Origin of the sequence: Desemzia sp. C1 (assembly GCF_020882875.1) — a bacterium.
In the GTDB taxonomy this organism is placed as follows: domain Bacteria; phylum Bacillota; class Bacilli; order Lactobacillales; family Carnobacteriaceae; genus Desemzia; species Desemzia incerta.
Genome location: NZ_JAJIZP010000003.1, coordinates 2455168 through 2475169, shown reverse-complemented (window position 1 = coordinate 2475169; position 20002 = coordinate 2455168). Strand labels below are relative to the sequence as shown.

Sequence of the window (20002 nt, the reverse complement as noted above, 5' to 3'; positions counted from 1 at the left end):
ATGAGCGCTTTATTTAGTGTTCTCTCACTAAAAACCCTGTGGGAATAGTTAAGCCGGTAAAAAAAATATGGTATACTGGTTACTGGCTAATACAGAAAGTAGGGATAGGCAATGGAAGGCATCTTGCCATTATGGAAAGAACGCGGCATGACGAGTCATGACTGTGTCTTTAAACTTAGAAAAATACTGAAAACTAAAAAAATCGGACATACAGGAACTCTTGATCCAGATGTAGACGGAGTTTTGCCTATTTGTATCGGTAAAGCGACTAAAGTTGTCGAATACATGATGGAGACGGGGAAAGCTTATGTCGGAGAAGTTACTATTGGGTACAGTACCACAACTGAAGACAGCAGTGGAGAAGTGGTTGACTCTAAACCCGTAACGGTCATTCCTTCTGTTGAAGAAATTGATCAAGCAATGGAAGATTTCTCAGGAGATATTGTTCAAATACCTCCTATGTATTCAGCGATCAAAGTAAATGGACGTAAATTATACGAATATGCCAGAGCTGGACAAGAAGTAGAACGTCCAAAAAGAACGGTTTCGATTCATAAATTCAAACGAACTTCAGAACCTATTTTAAATGAAGAAACACAAACGGTCTCATGGAGATTTGAAGTGGACTGCGGAAAAGGCACTTATGTCCGTACTCTAGCAGTAGATCTTGGAGAAAAGTTGGGCTACCCGGCTCATATGTCAGATTTGACACGAGTGAAAAGCGGAACATTTACCGTAAAAGATTGTCTGACATTAGAACAAGTAGCTGCACTGATGGCAGAAGAAACCATTGAGGAACGATTGTTTCCGTTAGAGTACGCCTTAGACGAAATGGAAAAAATCGACATCAACGAAGACTTGTGGGATAAAGTGAAGAATGGAGCTGTACTTCCTATTGATACGTTCCAACAGTCGATCACGTACCCGTTAGTCTTGATGTATGAGGGCAGAGCACGCAGTATCTATGATGTGCACCCTACAAAAGGTCATTTGTTGAAACCTATTAAAGTGTTGCGGACATCAGCTTAAAGAGGAGACTTGAACATGGAAATCATAAAAATTCATCACCCGTATCACGAAGACAGTATCCCGAAACAACCGGTTGTTTTAGCACTTGGTTTTTTCGATGGTGTTCATAAGGGGCATAGAACGGTCATCAATACAGCTAAACGAATCGCAAAAGAAAAAAACGCTCGTTTAGCCTTAATGACATTCAACCAACACCCGTCAATCGTTTTTAAAAAAGTGAAACCTGAAGCGATCACGTATTTATCTACTATTGAAAGAAAAGAAGAGTTCATGGAAGAATTAGGTGTAGATTATTTGTATGAAGTAGACTTCACTTCTGCTTTTGCTTCTTTGAGTCCTCAAGAATTTGTCGATCAATATATTGTCGGGTTGAACGCGGTCGCAGTGGTTGCTGGATTTGACTACACTTACGGCAAAAAAGAAGTGGCTTCGATGGAGCATTTGCCAGGTTATGCAAAAGATCGCTTCGAAGTGATCGAAGTTGGAAAAGTGACTGGTGAAGGCGAAAAAATCAGTTCGACTCGCATCCGTCAAGCACTAAGCGATGGAGAAATCATGGAAGCAAACGATATGTTGGGCTATGTGTACCAAACTCCAGGTATCGTTATTCATGGAGACGCACGCGGAAGAACGTTAGGCTATCCTACAGCTAATATCGATGTAAAACCGAATATCCGATTGCCTAAAGTGGGTGTTTACGCTGTAAGAATAAAAGTGGGCGAGGAATGGTACGAAGGTATGGCGTCTATTGGGTATAACATTACTTTCGAAGCAGATCGTCAATTGTCTGTAGAAGTAAATATCTTTGATTTTAACCGCGATATTTATGGTGAAACTGTGGCCGTAGAATGGCATAAGTATCTTAGAGAAGAAATGAAATTCTCGAATATCGAAGCTCTTATTGAACAGTTGGATCAAGACGAAGTCGATGCACGTCAATATTTTGCTGAATTGAAATAAGCAACACTGTGAAAAAAACAAACCTTTATCATCCGATTAAGCGATGGTAAAGGTTTGTTTTTGTTGATACAGCAAGGAAAAGAAAATAGTCAAAAATAGTCAGAAAATTCCGCTATATACATTGACAAATTTTTTAATCTTTGGTAAATTATTAATTGTGTTAGCACTCATTTGTTTAAAGTGCTAAAAAAAGAGGTGAGGCTTTATGTTAACGGAAAGGCAAATTTTGATCCTCAAATCAATCGTAATCTTATTTACGAAATATGGTCATCCAGTAGGATCTAAAACGTTATTAGATGAAACGGATATTGACGCGAGTTCAGCAACCGTCCGGAATGAAATGGTACGTTTAGAAGAAATGGGTTATCTTCAAAAAACGCATTCGTCATCAGGCAGAGTACCGTCTAAAAAAGGCTATCGTTTTTATGTGGATTACTTGTTACACCCTACAACAGTTGATCACGATAAAGTGGAAACAATACAGAAAGCTTTTGATAATCCATTTTTCCAAATTGATGAAATTGTGGTGAAATCAGCCGAAGTATTATCTAATTTGACTAGTTATACAGCTATATCCTTAGGACCTGAGATCAAGGAAAGCAAATTGACCGGGTTCCGTTTAATTCCATTAAACGAACGAAGAGTTATGGCCATACTAGTAACAGATAAAGGTCATATCGAAGAACAAATTTTCACCGTACCAAAAGGTTTTGATTTGAATAATTTGGAAAAAATCGTAGCTTTGTTCAATGATCAATTGATTGGACATTCTTTGGTAGAAGTATTCAAAATGCTTCAAGAAGATGTGCCTTTATTGATTCATAAGTATATGCGGACTGCTGAAGGGATGATGGAACTCATCAATGGGCTATTCGTGAAAGCTGTCAGAGAACGAATGCACATTGGCGGAAAAATGAATATGTTGGATTATTCAGACAATATGGACATCCACCAATTCAAATCCATTTATTCATTTATGGAAGGCAACCAAGACTTAGCTTCACTCTTGGGGCAGCAAAAACAAGACATCGAGGTTCGGATCGGCAACGAATTGAATATCGAATTCTTGGCAAATTTCAGTTTGATCTCTGCTACGTATGATGTAGAAGAGTTGGGAACTGGAACCATTGCGATTTTAGGTCCTACGAATATGCCGTATTCCAAAATGATTGGGCTTATGGATGTTTTCAGGAATGAATTATCAAAAAAAATAATAGATCATCACCATTCGATGGATGACTATTAAAAGGAGTTTTGTATTGTGGAAAAGAAAGATTCTCATTTAGAGGAACAAGAATCAGCAGATGTGACATCAACTGAAGAAACGGAAACTGCGGTTGAAGAAACTGTAGAAGAAGTACACACAGAGGATGCAGCAACTGATGAAGTGGCAGCTTTAAAAGCTCAGCTGGAAGAAAAAGAAGATGCTTATCTTCGTTTGCAAGCTGAATTAGCCAACATCCAAAAAAGAAATCGCAAAGAAAGAGAAACGGATGCTAAATACCGTTCTCAATCATTAGCGAAAGAATTGATCAACGTTTTAGACAATCTGGAACGTGCACTAGCTATTGAAACGACAGAAGAAAACCAAACCTTCAAAAAAGGGATTGAAATGGTTTATGAGAGTTTCAAACAAGCTTTACAAAACGAAGATATCCAAGTGGTAGATCCATTGAATGAGCCTTTTGACCCTAATTACCATCAAGCAGTTCAAACTGTTGAAGTGGAAGACGGTCAAGAAGCTGGAACTGTTGTGACTGTTCACCAAAAAGGATATACTCTGCATGAACGCGTATTGCGTCCTGCAATGGTTGTAGTAGCACAATAAAAACAGCGTAATGCATAAAATAATGAAACTAAAACTTTAAAGAATGAGGGATTATATATGGCAAAAATTATTGGTATTGATTTAGGAACAACTAACTCTGCTGTAGCAGTATTAGAAGGTGGAGAAGCAAAAATCATTCCTAACCCAGAAGGTAACCGTACAACTCCTTCTGTTGTAGCTTTCAAAAATGGTGAAATCCAAGTAGGGGAAGTTGCTAAACGCCAAGCTATTACGAACCCAAATACAATTGCTTCTATCAAACGTCATATGGGTGAAGATTATACAGTAGAAGTTGAAGGCAAAAAATACACTCCGCAAGAAATTTCAGCAAATATTCTACAATACATCAAAGGATATGCTGAAGCTTATCTAGGCGAAGAAGTGACTAAAGCTGTTGTTACTGTACCGGCTTACTTCAACGATGCACAACGTCAAGCAACTAAAGACGCTGGTAAAATCGCTGGTCTAGAAGTAGAACGTATCGTTAACGAGCCAACTGCTGCTGCATTAGCATATGGTTTAGACAAAACAGATAAAGAAGAAAAAGTTTTAGTATTTGACCTTGGTGGTGGTACGTTTGACGTTTCTATCCTTGAATTAGGAGACGGAGTATTTGACGTATTATCTACATCTGGAGACAACGAACTTGGTGGAGATGACTTTGACAACAAAATCATCGACTACTTGGTAGCTGAATTCAAAAAAGAAAACGGCATTGACTTGTCTAAAGACAAAATGGCTGTACAACGTTTGAAAGATGCTGCTGAAAAAGCTAAAAAAGACTTGTCAGGTGTTACTTCAACTCAAATCAGCTTGCCATTTATCACTGCTGGAGAAGCTGGTCCATTGCACTTGGAAACAACTTTATCACGTGCAAAATTCGATGAATTGACTTACGACTTAGTAGAACGTACTAAAAAACCAGTTCAACAAGCTCTTAAAGATGCTGGATTGAATAAATCTGATATCGACGAAGTTATCTTGGTTGGTGGATCAACACGTATTCCAGCTGTAGTAGAAGCTGTTCGTGTTGAATCAGGTAAAGAACCAAACAAATCAGTTAACCCGGATGAAGTTGTAGCAATGGGAGCTGCGATCCAAGGTGGAGTTATCTCTGGTGATGTTAAAGATATCGTCTTACTAGACGTTACTCCTTTATCATTAGGTATCGAAACAATGGGTGGCGTGTTCACTAAATTGATCGACCGCAACACAACGATCCCTACAAGCAAATCACAAGTCTTCTCAACTGCTGCTGACAACCAACCAGCTGTTGATGTACATGTATTGCAAGGTGAACGTCCAATGGCTGCAGACAACAAAACTTTAGGTCGTTTCCAATTAACTGACATTCCAGCTGCACCACGTGGTGTTCCTCAAATCGAAGTTAAATTTGATATCGACAAAAACGGTATTGTTAACGTAAGTGCAAAAGACTTAGGTACAAACAAAGAACAAACGATCACGATCAAATCTTCTTCAGGTTTAACAGACGAAGAAATTGAACGTATGGTAAAAGACGCTGAAGCAAATGCTGAAGCAGATAAAACTCGTAAAGAAGAAGTAGAATTGCGCAACGAAATCGATCAATTATTGTTCCAAGTTGACAAAACATTGAAAGATCTTGAAGGAAAAGTTGACGCAGACGAAGTGAAAAAAGCAGAAGACGCTCGTGACGAATTGAAAGCTGCTGTTGAAGCCAATAATCTTGAAGACATGAAAACTAAACGTGATGCGTTGAATGAAGTTGTTCAAGCATTGACAGTTAAGTTATACGAACAAGCTGCTGCCGCTCAACAAGGTGAAAACCCAGAAGGCGAAGCAACGGATACTGCTTCTGATGACACTGTTGTAGATGCAGACTTTGAAGAAGTAGAAGACGACAAATAAGCACGAACATTTTAGATTTGAGAAAAAGCCAGGGCAAACTTGCTTTTGGCTTTTTCTTATCATTATGATATGCTCTTAAAGCAGGTTTAGTACGAAACTTGAAAGCAGCTGAATGGTTGCTGGCAGGTAGAGTTAAAACAGTATAATGTGTTAGAGCATGTGCTATTGGAGGGAAAGTATGGCAAAGAGAGATTATTATGAAGTTCTTGGTGTGTCTAAAGGGGCATCTGACGATGAGATAAAAAAAGCTTATCGAAAGTTGTCGAAAAAATACCATCCGGACATCAACAAAGAAGCTGATGCAGATGAAAAGTTTAAAGAGATTGCTGAAGCTTATGAAGTCTTAAGCGACGCTAACAAACGAGCTGCATACGATCAATACGGTCATGCCAGCACAGATCCTAACTTTGGAGCTGGTGGCGGATTTGGCGGAGGCGGCTTCGGAGGCAGTGGATTTGGCGGTTTTGAAGATATTTTTGATTCGTTCTTCGGTGGCGGAGGTCGTGCAAGATACAATCCGAACGCACCTCGTCAAGGGGAAGATCTGCAATATACTTTAGATCTGGAATTTGAAGAAGCTGTTTTCGGAAAACAGTCAACGATTCGCTACAATCGCAAGCAAGAATGTGAAACGTGTCATGGAGACGGTGCTAAACCAGGTACGTCACCAGTAACGTGTTCAAAATGTTCTGGTACAGGTTCGATCAACGTGGAAAGAAACACTCCACTTGGAAGAATCCAAACTCGTTCAGTTTGTGATGTATGTAATGGTACTGGTCAAGAAATCAAAGAAAAATGCCCAACATGTGTGGGTGCTGGACACGTGAAAGACCGTCACACGGTTAAAGTCACTGTTCCTGCCGGAGTAGAAGACGGCGATCAAATGCGTCTAAGCGGACAAGGTGAAGCTGGTAAAAACGGAGGACCTTACGGAGATCTATACGTGATTTTCCGCGTCAAACCAAGCAAACAATTCCAACGCCGAGGTGCTGAAATTTATTACGAAGCACCAATTCATTTCGTGCAAGCTGCTTTAGGAGACGAAATCCAAGTCCCTACTGTCCACGGAAAAGTGAAATTGAAAATCCCAGCTGGTACACAAACAGGAACGACTTTCCGTATCAAAGGAAAAGGAGCTCCAAGGTTGAGAGGTACCGGTCAAGGAGATCAACACGTTAAAGTAAACATCGTTACACCGAAGAACCTAAACTCTAAACAAGCCGAATTATTGAGAGAATTCGCTAAAGCCAGCGACATTTCTATCATAGAAGAAGACGGCTCATTCTTCAACAAAGTAAAAGACGTCTTTAAAAAAGACTAGAGAGTGCAGCAAACCGTTTAGACTCCTGTAGAGTTCGCAGCTCACTTTTAGTCGGGTGTTTTCCCCGACAAAAAGTGAGTAGTGAAATCATAAGGAGTCTGGTTTGCGGAACTCGTTTTAGACCAGAGAGTGGAGAAAAGCGATTAGCCTATCGACAATAAGAAAATTCCAACAGGCATGAGCTCTTTACCTGACAGTTGGAATTGGCTTATAGGCGCATAGGCTGCTTTTCGCAACTCGTTTTAAAGCAGAGAGCGTAACAAAATCTTCAATTTGTAAAGTTGGTATAGAAATTTCTTCCAGAATCATGGCTGCTTTTGAGAGCCACGGGAGCGATTGGAGCCATGGTCTCCAATCTTGCAAGCTTCAAACAAAACCTATGCACTAAAGTGCCAAGGTTTTGTAATTCACATTGCATCCTTTACGTGGCTCCTAGCACCACGATTCTTCCAGAAATTTTTAGGAGTCAGGCTTAAGTGACCGAGTATTTTAACTGACGCTCTAAAATGAAGATTTAAATAGTATAGAGTTTTTACTAAGGTCTATACGTTAAAATATAACCCCCGAAAGTTGGAAAGTTTTCTAATTTTCAGGGGTATTTTTATAGTACGGCTTGTTCAAAGATTATTCAGAATAGTGAACAGGAAAAACAGAATTTGTATGAGTAGATTAGGCAGGTATTCGGGGAAATGTTGTAATTTAGCCCTTAGACTGTTATAATTCATTAGAATACTCATGGAATACTTGAATGAAAGCAGGAAATAACCAATGAATAAAAACGACTATTTGGAACGCCAAAAGCGGATCCGGAATTTCTCGATCATCGCACATATTGATCACGGGAAATCAACATTAGCGGACCGTATTTTACAATTGACGCACACTGTAGCAGATAGAGAAATGCAAGAACAGTTACTAGATTCAATGGAACTGGAAAGAGAACGTGGAATCACGATCAAACTGAACGCTGTGGAGTTGAACTATACAGCAAAAGATGGAGAGACATATACCTTCCATTTGATTGATACACCAGGACACGTCGACTTCACGTATGAAGTATCTCGTAGTTTAGCAGCCTGTGAAGGGGCTATTCTAGTAGTAGATGCTGCTCAAGGTATCGAAGCTCAAACCATGGCTAATGTGTACCTTGCTTTGGACAACGACCTTGAAATCATTCCTGTCATCAATAAGATCGACTTGCCAGCCGCAGATCCTGAAAAAGTACGTACACAAATCGAAGATGTTATCGGTATTGATGCTAGCGACGCAGTATTAGCGAGCGCAAAATCTGGAATTGGTATTGAAGATATATTAGAACAAATCGTTGAACGTGTACCTGCTCCATCAGGCGATGTTGATAATCCATTGAAAGCAATGATTTTTGACTCAGCTTATGATGCTTACCGTGGGGTTGTTTTGAACATCCGTGTGATGGAAGGAATGATCAAACCAGGCGATACGATGCAAATGATGAGTAACGGTAAAACGTTTGAAGTTTCTGAAGTTGGAATCTTCTCACCAAAACCAATCAAACGCGATTACTTGATGGTTGGAGATGTTGGTTATGTAACAGCTAATATCAAAACAGTTCAAGATACACGTGTAGGGGATACGATCACATTAGCGAATAACCCTGCTGAAGAAGCTTTAGAAGGTTACCGTAAATTAACTCCGATGGTATTCTGTGGAATGTATCCGACAGAGTCATCACGTTTTGGAGATTTACGTGAAGCCCTTGAAAAACTAGAATTAAACGATGCTGCATTGCAATTCGAAACAGAAACCTCTCAAGCTCTAGGATTTGGTTTCCGTTGTGGATTCCTTGGAATGCTGCACATGGACGTTGTTCAAGAACGCTTGGAACGTGAATTCAATTTAGACTTAATCACTACAGCTCCGTCTGTTATTTACCATGTTAACTTAACAAATGGTGAAGAACTAGTAGTTTCTAACCCATCTGAAATGCCAGAACCGGTGAAAATTGAATCAATCGAAGAACCATATGTAAAAGCTAATATTATGGTGCCAAACGAATACGTTGGAGCGGTAATGGAAATTTGCCAACGCAAACGTGGAAACTTCCTGACAATGGATTATTTAGATGAAATCCGTGTCAACGTAATTTACGAACTGCCATTGTCTGAGATCGTCTTTGACTTCTTTGACCGATTGAAATCAAGCACTAAAGGATATGCTTCTTTAGACTACGAGATCATTGGATACAAACAAAGTAACTTATCTAAGATGGATATCTTATTGAACGGTGAACAAGTCGATGCGTTAAGCTTTATCGTCCACAAAGACTTTGCTTACACTCGTGGTAAAGGTATCGTAGAACAATTGAAAGGAACTATTCCTCGTCAAATGTTTGAGATCCCAGTTCAAGCTGCTATCGGACAAAAAATCGTTGCCCGTTCAACCATTAAAGCTTTCCGTAAAGACGTTACGGCTAAATTATATGGTGGAGACCCGACAAGACGCCAAAAACTGTTGAACAAACAGAAAAAAGGTAAGAAACGTATGAAACAAGTGGGATCAGTAGAGATTCCTCAAGAGGCCTTCATGTCTGTATTGAATATTGATGAAGACTAGAAAGCTTGTTTTAACAACGTTTATGCCGTGAATTAAAACTGTAATCTAAATAAATAATAGATGTTTTCCTACATTTTGCCTACCAAAATCATTTTTTCATGATTTTGGTAGGCAATTTTTGTTATAAATGTTGGAAAATAGTTTATTCATTCTGTAGATAGTTTTCAAAAATAGCAACAGTTTCTCGTTTCGATTTTTTAGTGATGTGAGAGTAGATGTCCATAGTAGTTGAAATACGAGAGTGACCCAGACGATCTTTGACATCTTTCATTTTAGCACCGTTTTCTAAAAGCATAGTAGCATGTGTGTGTCTAAAAGAATGGAAAGTGAAGTCTATATCAGTTTCTGTTCGAATTCGCTCGCAATGCCATTTTATGATCGATGGAGTGATTGGATTTCCATTGGGTTTAGTACATACGAAATTCGATTCATGATACTGCTTGCCGTAGAACAGTCTATTTTCTGATTGTTTTAGTTTATGTTTTTTTAAAATATTAATCAAGGTTTGTCCGATGCTAATAGTTCTATAAGAACTTTGAGTTTTTGGGGTATCGATACTGTACTTAGTCCCGCGTTTCATAATCATGATTTTTTCGATTTTAATTGTTTCATCCTCAAAACTGATATCATCCCACGTCAATCCGCAGACTTCACCACGTCTCATCCCAGTGTGAAAGGCGATATGCATAGGAATATAAAAGTCACTAGCTTGAACCACATGCTCATTCATCTTTTTAAAGTCTTCTAAGCTGAAAATTTTTAAACTGTCACGAGTCTTACCAACTCGAACATCATATTTCGGCACTTTTATATATTGAGTAGGGGATTGCTTAATAAACTGATAAGGGTAAACAGCATGTTTAAAAGCTGTATTCAAAACAGTTTTTATAATTTGGACAGTTGATTTGGCAAAACCTTTCTCAAATTCACTATCTAATATTCTTTGGAGGTTAGCGGGAGTGATTGCTTTTAATTTGTATTTACCGATATAAGGCAATATATGCAGTTCCATTGTATGGCGATAATTTTCTTGCGTATTATATTTCAAATTCCTAACAACATAATCTTCATACCAAAAATTAAAATAATCATGAACCGATGCTTCAGTAGGGTCGAATACATTTCCAGCTTCTTCGAACTCGTTCAAAGCTTTCCTTAATGCGTCAAGGGCTTTTTGTTTAGTATAACCACCAACGCGTTCATACCTTTTGCGTTTACCATTTATTTTAGGTCCCTCGAATGAGTAATACCATTTGCTACCTTTTCTTCTTACAGATCCTTCCATATAAATCACTCCTTAATATTTACTGTATTGGTTAATTGCTGCATGTAAAATAGTGCAATCTTCGTTCATCTAGACGTTTTCCTGCTCAGTTAAAGGGATATCTGGGTAAATCATCTTAGTCTTTTTCAAATCGAACCAGACATCGTATATTCAAAATCAATCTCAAAGATACGAAGTTGTTGGGCATCCATGAATTCCGAAGTTTTTTGGCAAAAATCCATTTCTTGGGCTGAACTGTCGATAATTATCATGGAAAACACTCCTTTTACTGGATTTTGTTAATTATAATACGAACTGATGTTCTTTTTTAGTGGTAAATAAAAGCCTGTATAGGCTTTTATTTATAAATACATTAATTTTTTATTTATATCAAAATGATATAAATGAGTGACACAAAAATATTAACAGACTTGATTTTGCTTGTAAAAAATGAAGTGAGAATGTAAAATAGAACTGAAGTTAAAGGTCAATCTTCTATTGAAGCAAACCTTTTACTTGATCAGTTAAGAGTCTTCATCCATATTAAATGGATTTGAAGACTTTTTTATATTAACTCTAAGTCTCCGTTAAGAAGAAGATCGTACGCAAAAAATAGTTTTCTCAATGAACTTCTAAGATTGGTTTTTTCTTTGCTACTTTTTACGAAATTAGGAAAAGCGTCTTCCCGAATATATTTCTGCAGTTCTTTCAATTCAATATTTTTTATATTATTTATTACTACGTCAACTTCTTTCGAAGCAGGATATTTTTGTTCTTTAATTTCTTGAATTGTATTAATATTTATATTTTTTCACTAGTGTTGCATGAAACATCGTATGTTTCACGAGCTTGCGTGTTCTATTCCAATATACAAAAAAATCCTTTATACTGAACTCGGATGACTTATCCAAGACCAATAAAAAGGACCTACGTATGGATAAGTATAACTTAAATTCTGCTTTTAATAAATGGCTTTCGGCAATTAAATTAGAACAATTACCGATTGCTATTCGTGAAAAGATTCTTACCTTTGATAAATACCAGAAGAAACTTAGTTTCTTTCGAGCTCTACAACTATTTCTTCATGCTATCAATGAAGAGAAAGAAAGCTTTAGAGATATCGATACTGCTTTTGTTTCCGAAGAACTGCAGAAAGAGATTGGGATTGACAGTATTAGTTATTCTCAGCTTTCCAGAGTTCTCTCCAAAATGGACACAGAAATTCTATTAGCTATTTTTTACCAGCTTCTTAGTCAGATTAAAAAGAACCGCCCGGTGGATAAACGAAATAGTCTCTATCTTATTGACTCTTCAACCTTTTCACTGAATCAAAATCTTTATCAATGGGCTGATTTTCGTAGAACAAAATCAGGAGTCAAACTTCACTTAAAACTCTGTTTTATGGACAATGAGCATCTTTATCCAGACGATTTTACGATAACGAATGCGATTGAACATGATACAAATCAATTAGAAGTGTTAGTCAATCAACCTGAAGCAACTTATGTATTCGATCGTGGATACCTAGATTTTGAACGAATGGATAAGATGCATTGGCAGGGCTACTTTTTTGTGACAAGAATCAAAAAAAATACGAAATTTCATGTTCTGGAAACATTCGCAGACTCTAAAAAGGATTTTATTCTCAGCGACCAAATGGTCGCATTAGGTGCTCAAAATTACCTAACTTCCCGCTTTCGGTTAGTGACTATTCAAGATCAAAAAGGGAAAATTCTTTCATTTATCACCAATCGTTTTGACTGCTCAGCTACTGAAATTGCAGAGATGTATAAAGCTCGTTGGCAAATAGAACTGTTTTTTAAACACATTAAGCAGCACATGACAATCAAAAAGTTTTTTTCAAGAAGCGAACAAGGAGTCAAGAATCAATTGATTTTAGCCATGATTGCCAGCTTATTAACCTATTTAATTCAATTAGAAACCCAAACGAATCAGTCTATTTTCCAAATCAAACGTCTTTTTCGCTATCTCATATTTCAGCCTGCAGAGAAATGGATTGAACTTTTAGTGCCTAGTTGACACACAATAAACTGTTGTCGACTGCTCATTGAATCAGCTAAATAAGCAAAATTTTTCTGGAAATAGCCATCCTTTGCGCAAGCACTTGTCTTTTTTTTATTTTTTTCCAAAAAACAACAATACAGAATATTCTGACTACTTTTATGCAACACTAGTGATATTTTTTATTGAATTAGTTAAAGAATCGAGGACTGCATTCAAAGAGCCCATGTTGGAGATTTTATTGTTCAATTTTATAATCAACTCATCATCCAGATTTAATGATAAAACATCGTTTTCTTTAAGATACCTAGAGAAAGGAGTTTTGGTAAGCTTATTCCCATCCTTTGCGGCAAATTTTAAAGCAATTGAAGGTAAAATGTCGTTTTCTTCAAAAAGATAATCTTTTAAGTAGCTAACAATATCGGGATATACAAACATATATTTTTTGTTTCCCAAAGCTACAACTATAGGTTTACCAGCAGCTATTTGTTCTTCTAAGTCATTAAGTTGATTAGGCGATACTAATACAGCATCTAAAGCTCCTTTAGTTCCAGCTGCTAGTACTATTTCTTTAATGGCACTTTGATATCTTAGTACTTCGTATGGAGTTAGGCCTTCATTAATTTTAGATATTTCTTCATATAATTTTCCATAGTTATCAGTAGAAATGTGAATATAACCAATATCTAAAGCTTCGTCTCTACTCATTTGTTCGATAAGATCACTTTCATTTTTTAAATATTCGACAATTACTATTCTGTTGGACGATTTGCGTATGTCTTCTTTGGGAAGTTGAGATGAAAAATCTGTTAGCAATTTTCTAACGTTTCTATCGGTTAAAGAGTAACCTAAAAAGATAATCGGAGATTCTAATAGAGTTGATAATATTTTTGCACTGATTAAAACAGAGTTAGAATCATACCTTTTATAATCATTCTCGTTAATGATTATACTATCTGGATAGTTTACATCACCATGTATTTTATAAAGTTCCGCCCAATCCAACGTTCTATCAAAGAATCCGTTCTGACCAATATATATTTTGGGTTTAGCATTTAATTCTCCAAGCAAATTCTCTGTTAACATATCGTAGTTTGTTGTCACAATAACTCTAGCCTTAGAAAGAAACTTTTTATACGACTTAAGTTCTTCTTCCATACCATCAATAAATTCATAAGTTTTAAACTTTTGAGATAGATCATATTTGAAGGGGGAAACATGATTTTTATATGCTTCATCAATTGTTAGGCCATCTAAAATGATTTTTTCTTTATAGAATAGGCCTTCAAATTTTCCATCTATATAAGAAGCTATTTTTGTACTAGCAATAAAATCTTTTTCTTCGTTAGTCAAACTTTTATCCAAAGTAGTCTTTACATCTCTTAAGTATGAGTAAAAATTATTATCCTCGCCAATTGCTGTCCAATATTCTTTTAGTAATTCTTCCCAAGTTGGAAAGTCTTTTAAGTATCTTTTAGAAATACCTGAACCTATAAAAACAACAGGGTAACTATTATCGTCAATTATGTCCTGAAGCATTTTTTTCCTCCGTTCTATGATAGAGTAGACAAAGATTTTTGCGTATAGACTGTTTATTTTTTTAAGCACTCCTTATCATACAAAGTGGGGTTATTTTTTTATTTAAGCAAAAATTCTTTAGATCCAATAACATCTCCAAGCTCGTCAATAAAGTCTAGTGTTAATGGAGCAGAAGAATCGTTCAATGTTATTCCATAAGCTGCAGGCACGGTTGCGCCAGGATTCACTTCCACTTGGGTATTATAGTATTCATCGTAGTAAGGATCTTCCTCATACATTATTAAATAACCAGTCGGTTCAGTAGTATTTTCGAAAACTTGTTTACCGTCAAAATGATTCCAAATTACAGACTCGATATTTTGATTCTCATCTGTCGTATTTTTGTAGTCAAATCGAACAATAACAGTAGGCGAGCTATCAGCAACTTCTACGTATTTTGATTCTTTGAATTCGAAAGTACCGTACTCCGTAGTCAAAATATCATTTTCGTATGTAACGGTGAAAAATTCGGATTCCGGAACATTTTGTTCAATCCATTCTGCCTGTGTAAGCTCGCTGGATGATTCAGAAGAAGATTTATCAGGTATATCAACTGACTCAACAGATCCACTTTCACAAGCACTAACTAGAAAGAAGAGAGGGACAATCAACAACTTATTTAATCTCATTTTGGCAAACGTCCAAATTAATATATGCGGTCATTTAAGCACTCTTCAGATAAATCCTCTGGAAACCTTAATTCCAATTAAAGCGCTTTCGTATAACTAGACAATTGATCGTATAATTCATTATAGTACCAAACTAACAAAGCAGCAGCGAAAGCATTAGCCTCATTTTCCAATTTACCTCTAGTAACGTTATTTTGTACATAGTACCCAGATCACTCTTTATGTACTATAGCATGGTGCAATTCATGAGCGACTAAAAAGTAACGGTGATTATGTTCCCCGTACTTTTCATTCACTGCCATCATTTCGTTTACGTTTTCCAATTTTTCCCCAGAATATACCTGTCAACACATCCTTAACACGTTGTTTTTCTTCTTCTGTTAATCTTTTTCCGCCATAAGCCATATTAACGTTACTATTTAACATATCTTCTAGATCCATCATATCTTTTTCTGTTGCCCATTGAGGGACATTATGATCAAGAAGGTGATCAGTAGTTACATTGTAATATGACGCTAATCTTTTTAATGTTTCTCCATCAGGCTCATTCCGGTTATTTTCAATATGAGAATAAGCCGGTCTAGAAAGACCGAACGAAATTAAAAATTTGCTTCAAGTTAATATGAAAATCTTGAAGCAAATTTCCAGATTCCTAAGATTTTTAGTAGTTTTAAACATTTCAACTAGTTCTTATATAACAATCAAATTGATAGAAATGTTAATTAATCATTAATTGAGTATATGCGAACTGGGTCACCAATACGAATTGTTAAATCTTGCTCTTCAAAACCACCAGAAATATCTTCTGGATTAATTCTTATTTTTTGAGGATTTGAAATGGTTTGTCCAGCAAAAGCTTGACTTATGCTTGTCATAGTTGCCCCCACTTGGGTAATTTTTTTTTCTTTTTCACAGATTGACATATTAGGATAAACTATGGTGACTAGTAATTCGTCTTTAATTATATCCATTGTACCTAAGGAATCCCCAGTGGATGGGTCAGTAACTTCTTCACCGATAGCGAAAATTTCTGCAATATCTCCTTTTTTTACATCGTGGTTTGATCCTGTATTAATAACTAACTTGTATTCATCAATTATTTTTACTACGGAAGCCTCTGTTAATAAAATTCTAGAATTCAATTGTTATTCCTCCTTTGATTTATTACTAAACTCAATAATTAGGTTTAGTAAGTTCTGATATCGTTCATTCTCTTGCTTTTTCGTATAAGGAGGAGACGTAAAAGAAAGAGCTTGAATAATAAAAGTAGACAAATAATTAAAGTAATTGGTTGCATTGTCTAGTTTTTCACTTTTTTTTGTGAATTGCTCAGATAAAGCTTTATGCTTTTGAGATAAATTATTGATTTCAGTTTGTTGAGTGTCAATTAAATTTGACTTCTTTTCAATTTGTTTATCTTGAAAATCTAAGTAGGTGTTAACTTCATTAACGTACTTATATAGAGCTGACCCAAGCGAAATAAGTAAAATTGATATTGTAACAATAATTATAGAGGTTATAGAAGTAGGAACAAAGTAGAAAGATACGATACCTGCAACTGTTGAAAAGACTGTTCCACCATTAGCTATTAATTTTAATTTAGGCTTGTCAATTGCTTTCACACCTCCTTATTACTTCAATATGTAATTATAATGCAAGAATTAGAATTAAACAACAGTGGTTAAAAAAATGAAAAGAGGAATATCGTTCGAACGTGATAATGTCCTAAGTAGGTCGAAGCATAAAATGTCCCAAAATGATAAAATAAAATCATGAAAAGGATAATACTAACGATGAATGAAGATAAGAAATATAAAGTAATAAAAGCTGTGGCAGAAAAAAGAAAGGAAAAAAAGAGAGCTTGTGTTGAACTTGGGCTCTCGATGAGGCAAGTCAACAGATTGATTCAAGACTATCAAGAAGGAGGAAAAGCTGTTTTTTCACACGGCAACAGAGGAAAAACAGCTAGGCACGCCGTGCCAGAGGAAATAAAAAGACAAGTGATCGAGCTCTATCAAAGTTTTAAGATAAAGCCTAACGTGAAGCATTTTACTGAAATTTTGAAGGAGGATCATGCTATCTGTTACACCGATACGACCATTCGTCATATTTTATATCATGCTGATATTCTATCACCTAAGGCTCAAAGAAAAACACGTAAGAAAATAAATGCTCGAATCAAAGCTAAATCAATGAAAGGTAAAAAAGGGTCTTATAACCCACTGGTTCCAAGAGCCGAAGATCAAATGGAGTTACCCGAAAAAAGTCACCCTAGCCGTCCTAGAAAGAAATATCAGGGGGAGCTTATTCAAATGGATGCCAGCTCCTATAACTGGTTTGGTAAAGAGGTGACACATCTCCATTTAGCTATTGATGACGCTTCTGGTAATATCGTCGGGGCTTATTTCGATATGCAAGAAACACTCAATGGCTATTATCATGTGCTCAATCAGATCCTAACGAAACAAGGCATCCCTTTAGCTTTTTTAACAGATAAACGAACGGTTTTCGAATACACATCAAAAGCCATGAAAGCGGTCGAAGAAGATACCTTTACCCAGTTTGGTTTTGCCTGTCATCAACTCGGTATTGAGATTAAAACCTCCTCTATTCCACAAGCTAAAGGCCGCGTAGAGCGCTTAAACGGGACTGTTCAATCACGACTTCCTGTAGATTTAGACTTAGCTGGAATACAATCTATGGAGGAAGCCAATCACTTTTTAACGAAATGGATTAGGACTTTCAATAAGAAGTTTGGCAATAAAACGAAGGAATCCATCTATGAAAACGCACCAACTAAATCAGAAATCAATTTATTATTAGCACGAGTAGCGAATAGAAAAGTGGATAGTGGGCATCATATTCGGTATCAAAACAACTACTACCTGCCTACGGAAGGCAGTGAAGAGCACTACTTCACGCGAAGATCAAAGGTGTTGGTTATCGAAGCGTTTAACGGAGATATCTATGTAAATATAGCTGAAAAAATATACACAACAAGGAGACTGAAAGAACATGACTACTACTCACAAGAGTTTGATCCGATTCCAGAGCAAAAAAAAGAAAGACGCCAGTATATTCCCCCACAATCTCACCCGTGGAAACTAGAATCTTTCAAAAGATATCTTCGCAGTGTCGGAAAAACACTCGAAGAGTACGAAGCTGAACAAACAGCTTAAGACTAATTTTAACAAATTCGGTCACATTAATGCAAGCTTTTGCGAAGTAAAAGCTTGCATTAATGTGAGCCTTGGTTTTAGGACATTTTAACTTTCGCTTGACACAGTGGTTAAAAAAATGAAAAGAGGAAACTAAATGAACGCAGTACACCTATTAGGAAGATTAACGAAAGAATTAGAAGTTAGATACACCAGTAATGGTAAAGCAGTCGCTAATGGAACCTTAGCAACTGCTCGTTACAGTAAAGGCGAGAAGAAAGCAGATTTTATCCCATTTGTGATTTGGGATAAGCAAGCTGAGAACCTAGCGAACTTCACTAAAAAAGGTTCGAAAATTGCTATCAACGGTTCAATCCAAACGAGAAGCTATGACAATACAATAGCGAAGGAAAGAAAGTGTTTGTAGTTGAGGTTCTAGTAGATGGCTTTAACGGGTTCGAACTGTTAGATAGCAAAAACAGCTCAAATAACGCCAATAAAGCTCCAGAAAGAGACGGGTTAGTAAAAAATACTCAAAACAACTATTCAAACCAATCAAGCAGCACATATGGCAATACAGGAACAAGTTCTAACTTAACGGAAGGTGCGTCTTCTTACGCAATCGATGATGAAGATTTTCCGTTCTAACATAGCTTTAAAGAGGGGGTAAGAAAGATTAGATTTTACTCGATTAGAAATAGAAGATATTAAGCAGAAAAATATAAAAAATGGTATACTAGTCATAACAAATGGAGTTGCCTGGTTCAAAGAACTGCCCGATTACGGGGGCATGAAAGTAAGCCTTGGTACCCATAATGGCAGAGTTACTTATATCGAAGAAGAAACAAGTAAAAAATACAAATTATAGTTCGACTTGACACCCAAGAGAACACAGATTATTGCTCATTGATGAGCAGTAATTTTGTGTTCTCTTTTTTTGTTTTAGAAAACACTATTGAGGAGGAGGACCATGGATAAGTTTATAGATGTGATCACTAATATAGGGATGATTGTCATTGTTATTGCTGTTACCGCAATCATCATAGGTATAGCATTGATGATCGTTGGATGGATATGGTTAGGTGTAGATAGTGTGTGGAACATAATATTCTAGGAGGATGACAGAATGATAAAAGAACTCACAAAAAATCAGCTAAAGATCATCACAGAAGTTGCAGCCCAAGAAGCGATCCGAGCATATGAAAAAAATCAGACGAAGATCCAAAAGGAAGAACGTGATTCCCGTTTAATGAATATAGAACTTTTACTTAAGAATTATCGCAAATTAAAGGACCATTGTAGCGAAATAGATTCAGAAGCGGAAGAGTTAGAAGGCACAGTATTTGATCTGACTGAATTGACATTAGAGTTATTGATGAAATGCCGATTCAAAACAGCTAAAATGCTTAGACATGTTGATCGGATGCTTTATGCTTATGAGTGGGATTGCAGACATGGCAGTGCTGAAGAAGAAAGACGGGTTAACATTCTCCAAAAAAGGTATCTCACGGAAAACAGAGTCACAGTTAAAGATCTGTGTTACGAATTGAATGTAGAGCAAGCCACTGTGTATAGAGATACCAAGAGAGCCATCAATGATGTAGCAGTTTTGTTATTTGGCTTTGATGCTCTAAAGCTAAGTATTTAACTGATGATAAAAATCTGGTAAAAAGTGCAAGTCTTTATATGATATTATGATAGCGTAAAAATAATATCCTCCTTTACTTAACT

General features: G+C 36.6%; 20 protein-coding genes and 1 pseudogene. 13 read left to right on the top strand and 8 right to left on the bottom strand.

Features of this window, described 5'->3' with window-relative positions; genetic code table 11:
* The first annotated feature begins 111 nt into the window (after nt 1-111).
* The 7 genes from truB to lepA all read left to right on the top strand — a co-directional run bounded on the left by truB (nt 112) and on the right by lepA (nt 9620).
* Entirely contained in the window at nt 112-1029 is a 918-nt protein-coding gene (truB, locus tag LMF32_RS12405) for a tRNA pseudouridine(55) synthase TruB (protein WP_230524939.1), read from the top strand.
* Nucleotides 1030-1044: 15 nt separating this feature from the next.
* Nucleotides 1045-1989, top strand: a complete 945-nt coding sequence (ribF, locus tag LMF32_RS12400; protein WP_230524938.1) for a riboflavin biosynthesis protein RibF — start codon at nt 1045-1047, stop codon at nt 1987-1989.
* Nucleotides 1990-2194: 205 nt separating this feature from the next.
* Nucleotides 2195-3235: a heat-inducible transcriptional repressor HrcA gene (gene hrcA / locus LMF32_RS12395; RefSeq protein WP_230524937.1), complete on the top strand. Its 1041-nt coding sequence runs from the start codon at nt 2195-2197 to the stop codon at nt 3233-3235.
* A 15-nt stretch (nt 3236-3250) separates the two neighbouring features.
* On the top strand, nt 3251-3817 hold the full coding sequence (gene grpE / locus LMF32_RS12390) for a nucleotide exchange factor GrpE (RefSeq protein ID WP_230524936.1): 567 nt from the start codon (nt 3251-3253) through the stop codon (nt 3815-3817).
* A 57-nt stretch (nt 3818-3874) separates the two neighbouring features.
* Nucleotides 3875-5707, top strand: coding sequence for a molecular chaperone DnaK (dnaK, locus tag LMF32_RS12385; RefSeq protein ID WP_092479951.1), 1833 nt, complete (start codon nt 3875-3877; stop codon nt 5705-5707).
* A 178-nt stretch (nt 5708-5885) separates the two neighbouring features.
* Entirely contained in the window at nt 5886-7028 is a 1143-nt protein-coding gene (gene dnaJ, locus LMF32_RS12380) for a molecular chaperone DnaJ (protein WP_230524935.1), read from the top strand.
* 768 nt (nt 7029-7796) lie between these two features.
* Entirely contained in the window at nt 7797-9620 is a 1824-nt protein-coding gene (lepA, locus tag LMF32_RS12375) for a translation elongation factor 4 (RefSeq protein ID WP_230524934.1), read from the top strand.
* Nucleotides 9621-9762: 142 nt separating this feature from the next.
* On the opposite strand, the gene LMF32_RS12370 is transcribed toward lepA, so the two are convergent.
* Together LMF32_RS12370 and LMF32_RS13645 are read right to left on the bottom strand one after the other, a co-directional pair.
* Nucleotides 9763-10905, bottom strand: a complete 1143-nt coding sequence (locus LMF32_RS12370) for a site-specific integrase (RefSeq protein WP_230524933.1) — start codon at nt 10903-10905, stop codon at nt 9763-9765.
* Between the two features lie 125 nt (nt 10906-11030).
* Nucleotides 11031-11156 carry a hypothetical protein gene (locus LMF32_RS13645; RefSeq protein ID WP_278046304.1) on the bottom strand — a complete coding sequence of 42 codons (126 nt, stop codon included), beginning with the start codon at nt 11154-11156 and terminating at the stop codon, nt 11031-11033.
* 661 nt (nt 11157-11817) lie between these two features.
* Between LMF32_RS13645 and LMF32_RS12365 the strand changes: the two genes are divergently transcribed.
* The gene (locus LMF32_RS12365; RefSeq protein ID WP_230524403.1) at nt 11818-12924 is read left to right on the top strand and encodes an IS4 family transposase; all 1107 of its coding nucleotides are present in this window, start codon (nt 11818-11820) and stop codon (nt 12922-12924) included.
* 141 nt (nt 12925-13065) lie between these two features.
* Here the strand turns inward: LMF32_RS12365 and LMF32_RS12360 are convergent, their stop codons facing one another.
* The 6 genes and pseudogenes from LMF32_RS12360 to LMF32_RS12335 all read right to left on the bottom strand — a co-directional run bounded on the left by LMF32_RS12360 (nt 13066) and on the right by LMF32_RS12335 (nt 16735).
* Entirely contained in the window at nt 13066-14445 is a 1380-nt protein-coding gene (locus LMF32_RS12360) for an SIR2 family protein (protein ID WP_230524932.1), read from the bottom strand.
* Between the two features lie 98 nt (nt 14446-14543).
* On the bottom strand, nt 14544-15113 hold the full coding sequence (locus LMF32_RS12355; RefSeq protein WP_230524931.1) for a DUF5067 domain-containing protein: 570 nt from the start codon (nt 15111-15113) through the stop codon (nt 14544-14546).
* A gap of 288 nt (nt 15114-15401) precedes the next feature.
* Complete coding sequence (locus tag LMF32_RS12350; RefSeq protein WP_230524930.1) at nt 15402-15557, bottom strand: hypothetical protein; 156 nt, start codon at nt 15555-15557, stop codon at nt 15402-15404.
* Nucleotides 15558-15608: 51 nt separating this feature from the next.
* Nucleotides 15609-15713 (bottom strand): annotated as a pseudogene (locus tag LMF32_RS13640) (helix-turn-helix transcriptional regulator); the annotation flags it as partial.
* Between the two features lie 122 nt (nt 15714-15835).
* Nucleotides 15836-16255, bottom strand: a complete 420-nt coding sequence (locus tag LMF32_RS12340) for a hypothetical protein (protein ID WP_230524929.1) — start codon at nt 16253-16255, stop codon at nt 15836-15838.
* Nucleotides 16256-16258: 3 nt separating this feature from the next.
* Nucleotides 16259-16735, bottom strand: coding sequence for a hypothetical protein (locus LMF32_RS12335; protein WP_230524928.1), 477 nt, complete (start codon nt 16733-16735; stop codon nt 16259-16261).
* 171 nt (nt 16736-16906) lie between these two features.
* Between LMF32_RS12335 and LMF32_RS12330 the strand changes: the two genes are divergently transcribed.
* The 5 genes from LMF32_RS12330 (at nt 16907) to LMF32_RS12310 (ending at nt 19919) form a co-directional block, all read left to right on the top strand.
* A complete protein-coding gene (locus LMF32_RS12330) occupies nt 16907-18292 on the top strand; it encodes an ISNCY family transposase (protein WP_230523879.1) in 1386 nt (461 codons plus the stop codon).
* A 136-nt stretch (nt 18293-18428) separates the two neighbouring features.
* Nucleotides 18429-18698 (top strand): single-stranded DNA-binding protein, encoded by a 270-nt coding sequence (gene ssb / locus LMF32_RS12325; protein ID WP_230524927.1) that lies wholly within the window; start codon nt 18429-18431, stop codon nt 18696-18698.
* Nucleotides 18689-18919, top strand: a complete 231-nt coding sequence (locus LMF32_RS12320) for a hypothetical protein (RefSeq protein WP_230524926.1) — start codon at nt 18689-18691, stop codon at nt 18917-18919. The genes ssb and LMF32_RS12320 overlap by 10 nt, the downstream gene beginning before the upstream one ends.
* 322 nt (nt 18920-19241) lie before the next feature.
* Complete coding sequence (locus LMF32_RS12315) at nt 19242-19385, top strand: hypothetical protein (RefSeq protein WP_230524925.1); 144 nt, start codon at nt 19242-19244, stop codon at nt 19383-19385.
* 12 nt (nt 19386-19397) lie between these two features.
* Nucleotides 19398-19919, top strand: coding sequence for a hypothetical protein (locus tag LMF32_RS12310; protein WP_230524924.1), 522 nt, complete (start codon nt 19398-19400; stop codon nt 19917-19919).
* The last annotated feature ends 83 nt before the right edge of the window (nt 19920-20002 follow it).

Excerpts from the sequence above, each read along its gene's own strand:
- truB (WP_230524939.1), top strand. The coding sequence starts at position 112 with ATGGAAGGCATCTTGCCATTATGGAAAGAACGCGGCATGACGAGTCAT.
- ribF (WP_230524938.1), top strand. The coding sequence starts at position 1,045 with ATGGAAATCATAAAAATTCATCACCCGTATCACGAAGACAGTATCCCG.
- hrcA (WP_230524937.1), top strand. The coding sequence starts at position 2,195 with ATGTTAACGGAAAGGCAAATTTTGATCCTCAAATCAATCGTAATCTTA.
- dnaK (WP_092479951.1), top strand. The coding sequence starts at position 3,875 with ATGGCAAAAATTATTGGTATTGATTTAGGAACAACTAACTCTGCTGTA.
- dnaJ (WP_230524935.1), top strand. The coding sequence starts at position 5,886 with ATGGCAAAGAGAGATTATTATGAAGTTCTTGGTGTGTCTAAAGGGGCA.
- lepA (WP_230524934.1), top strand. The coding sequence starts at position 7,797 with ATGAATAAAAACGACTATTTGGAACGCCAAAAGCGGATCCGGAATTTC.
- LMF32_RS12370 (WP_230524933.1), bottom strand. The coding sequence starts at position 10,905 with ATGGAAGGATCTGTAAGAAGAAAAGGTAGCAAATGGTATTACTCATTC.
- LMF32_RS13645 (WP_278046304.1), bottom strand. The coding sequence starts at position 11,156 with ATGATAATTATCGACAGTTCAGCCCAAGAAATGGATTTTTGCCAAAAA.
- LMF32_RS12365 (WP_230524403.1), top strand. The coding sequence starts at position 11,818 with ATGGATAAGTATAACTTAAATTCTGCTTTTAATAAATGGCTTTCGGCA.
- LMF32_RS12360 (WP_230524932.1), bottom strand. The coding sequence starts at position 14,445 with ATGCTTCAGGACATAATTGACGATAATAGTTACCCTGTTGTTTTTATA.
- LMF32_RS12355 (WP_230524931.1), bottom strand. The coding sequence starts at position 15,113 with ATGAGATTAAATAAGTTGTTGATTGTCCCTCTCTTCTTTCTAGTTAGT.
- LMF32_RS12350 (WP_230524930.1), bottom strand. The coding sequence starts at position 15,557 with ATGATGGATCTAGAAGATATGTTAAATAGTAACGTTAATATGGCTTAT.
- LMF32_RS12330 (WP_230523879.1), top strand. The coding sequence starts at position 16,907 with ATGAATGAAGATAAGAAATATAAAGTAATAAAAGCTGTGGCAGAAAAA.
- ssb (WP_230524927.1), top strand. The coding sequence starts at position 18,429 with ATGAACGCAGTACACCTATTAGGAAGATTAACGAAAGAATTAGAAGTT.
- LMF32_RS12315 (WP_230524925.1), top strand. The coding sequence starts at position 19,242 with ATGGATAAGTTTATAGATGTGATCACTAATATAGGGATGATTGTCATT.
- LMF32_RS12310 (WP_230524924.1), top strand. The coding sequence starts at position 19,398 with ATGATAAAAGAACTCACAAAAAATCAGCTAAAGATCATCACAGAAGTT.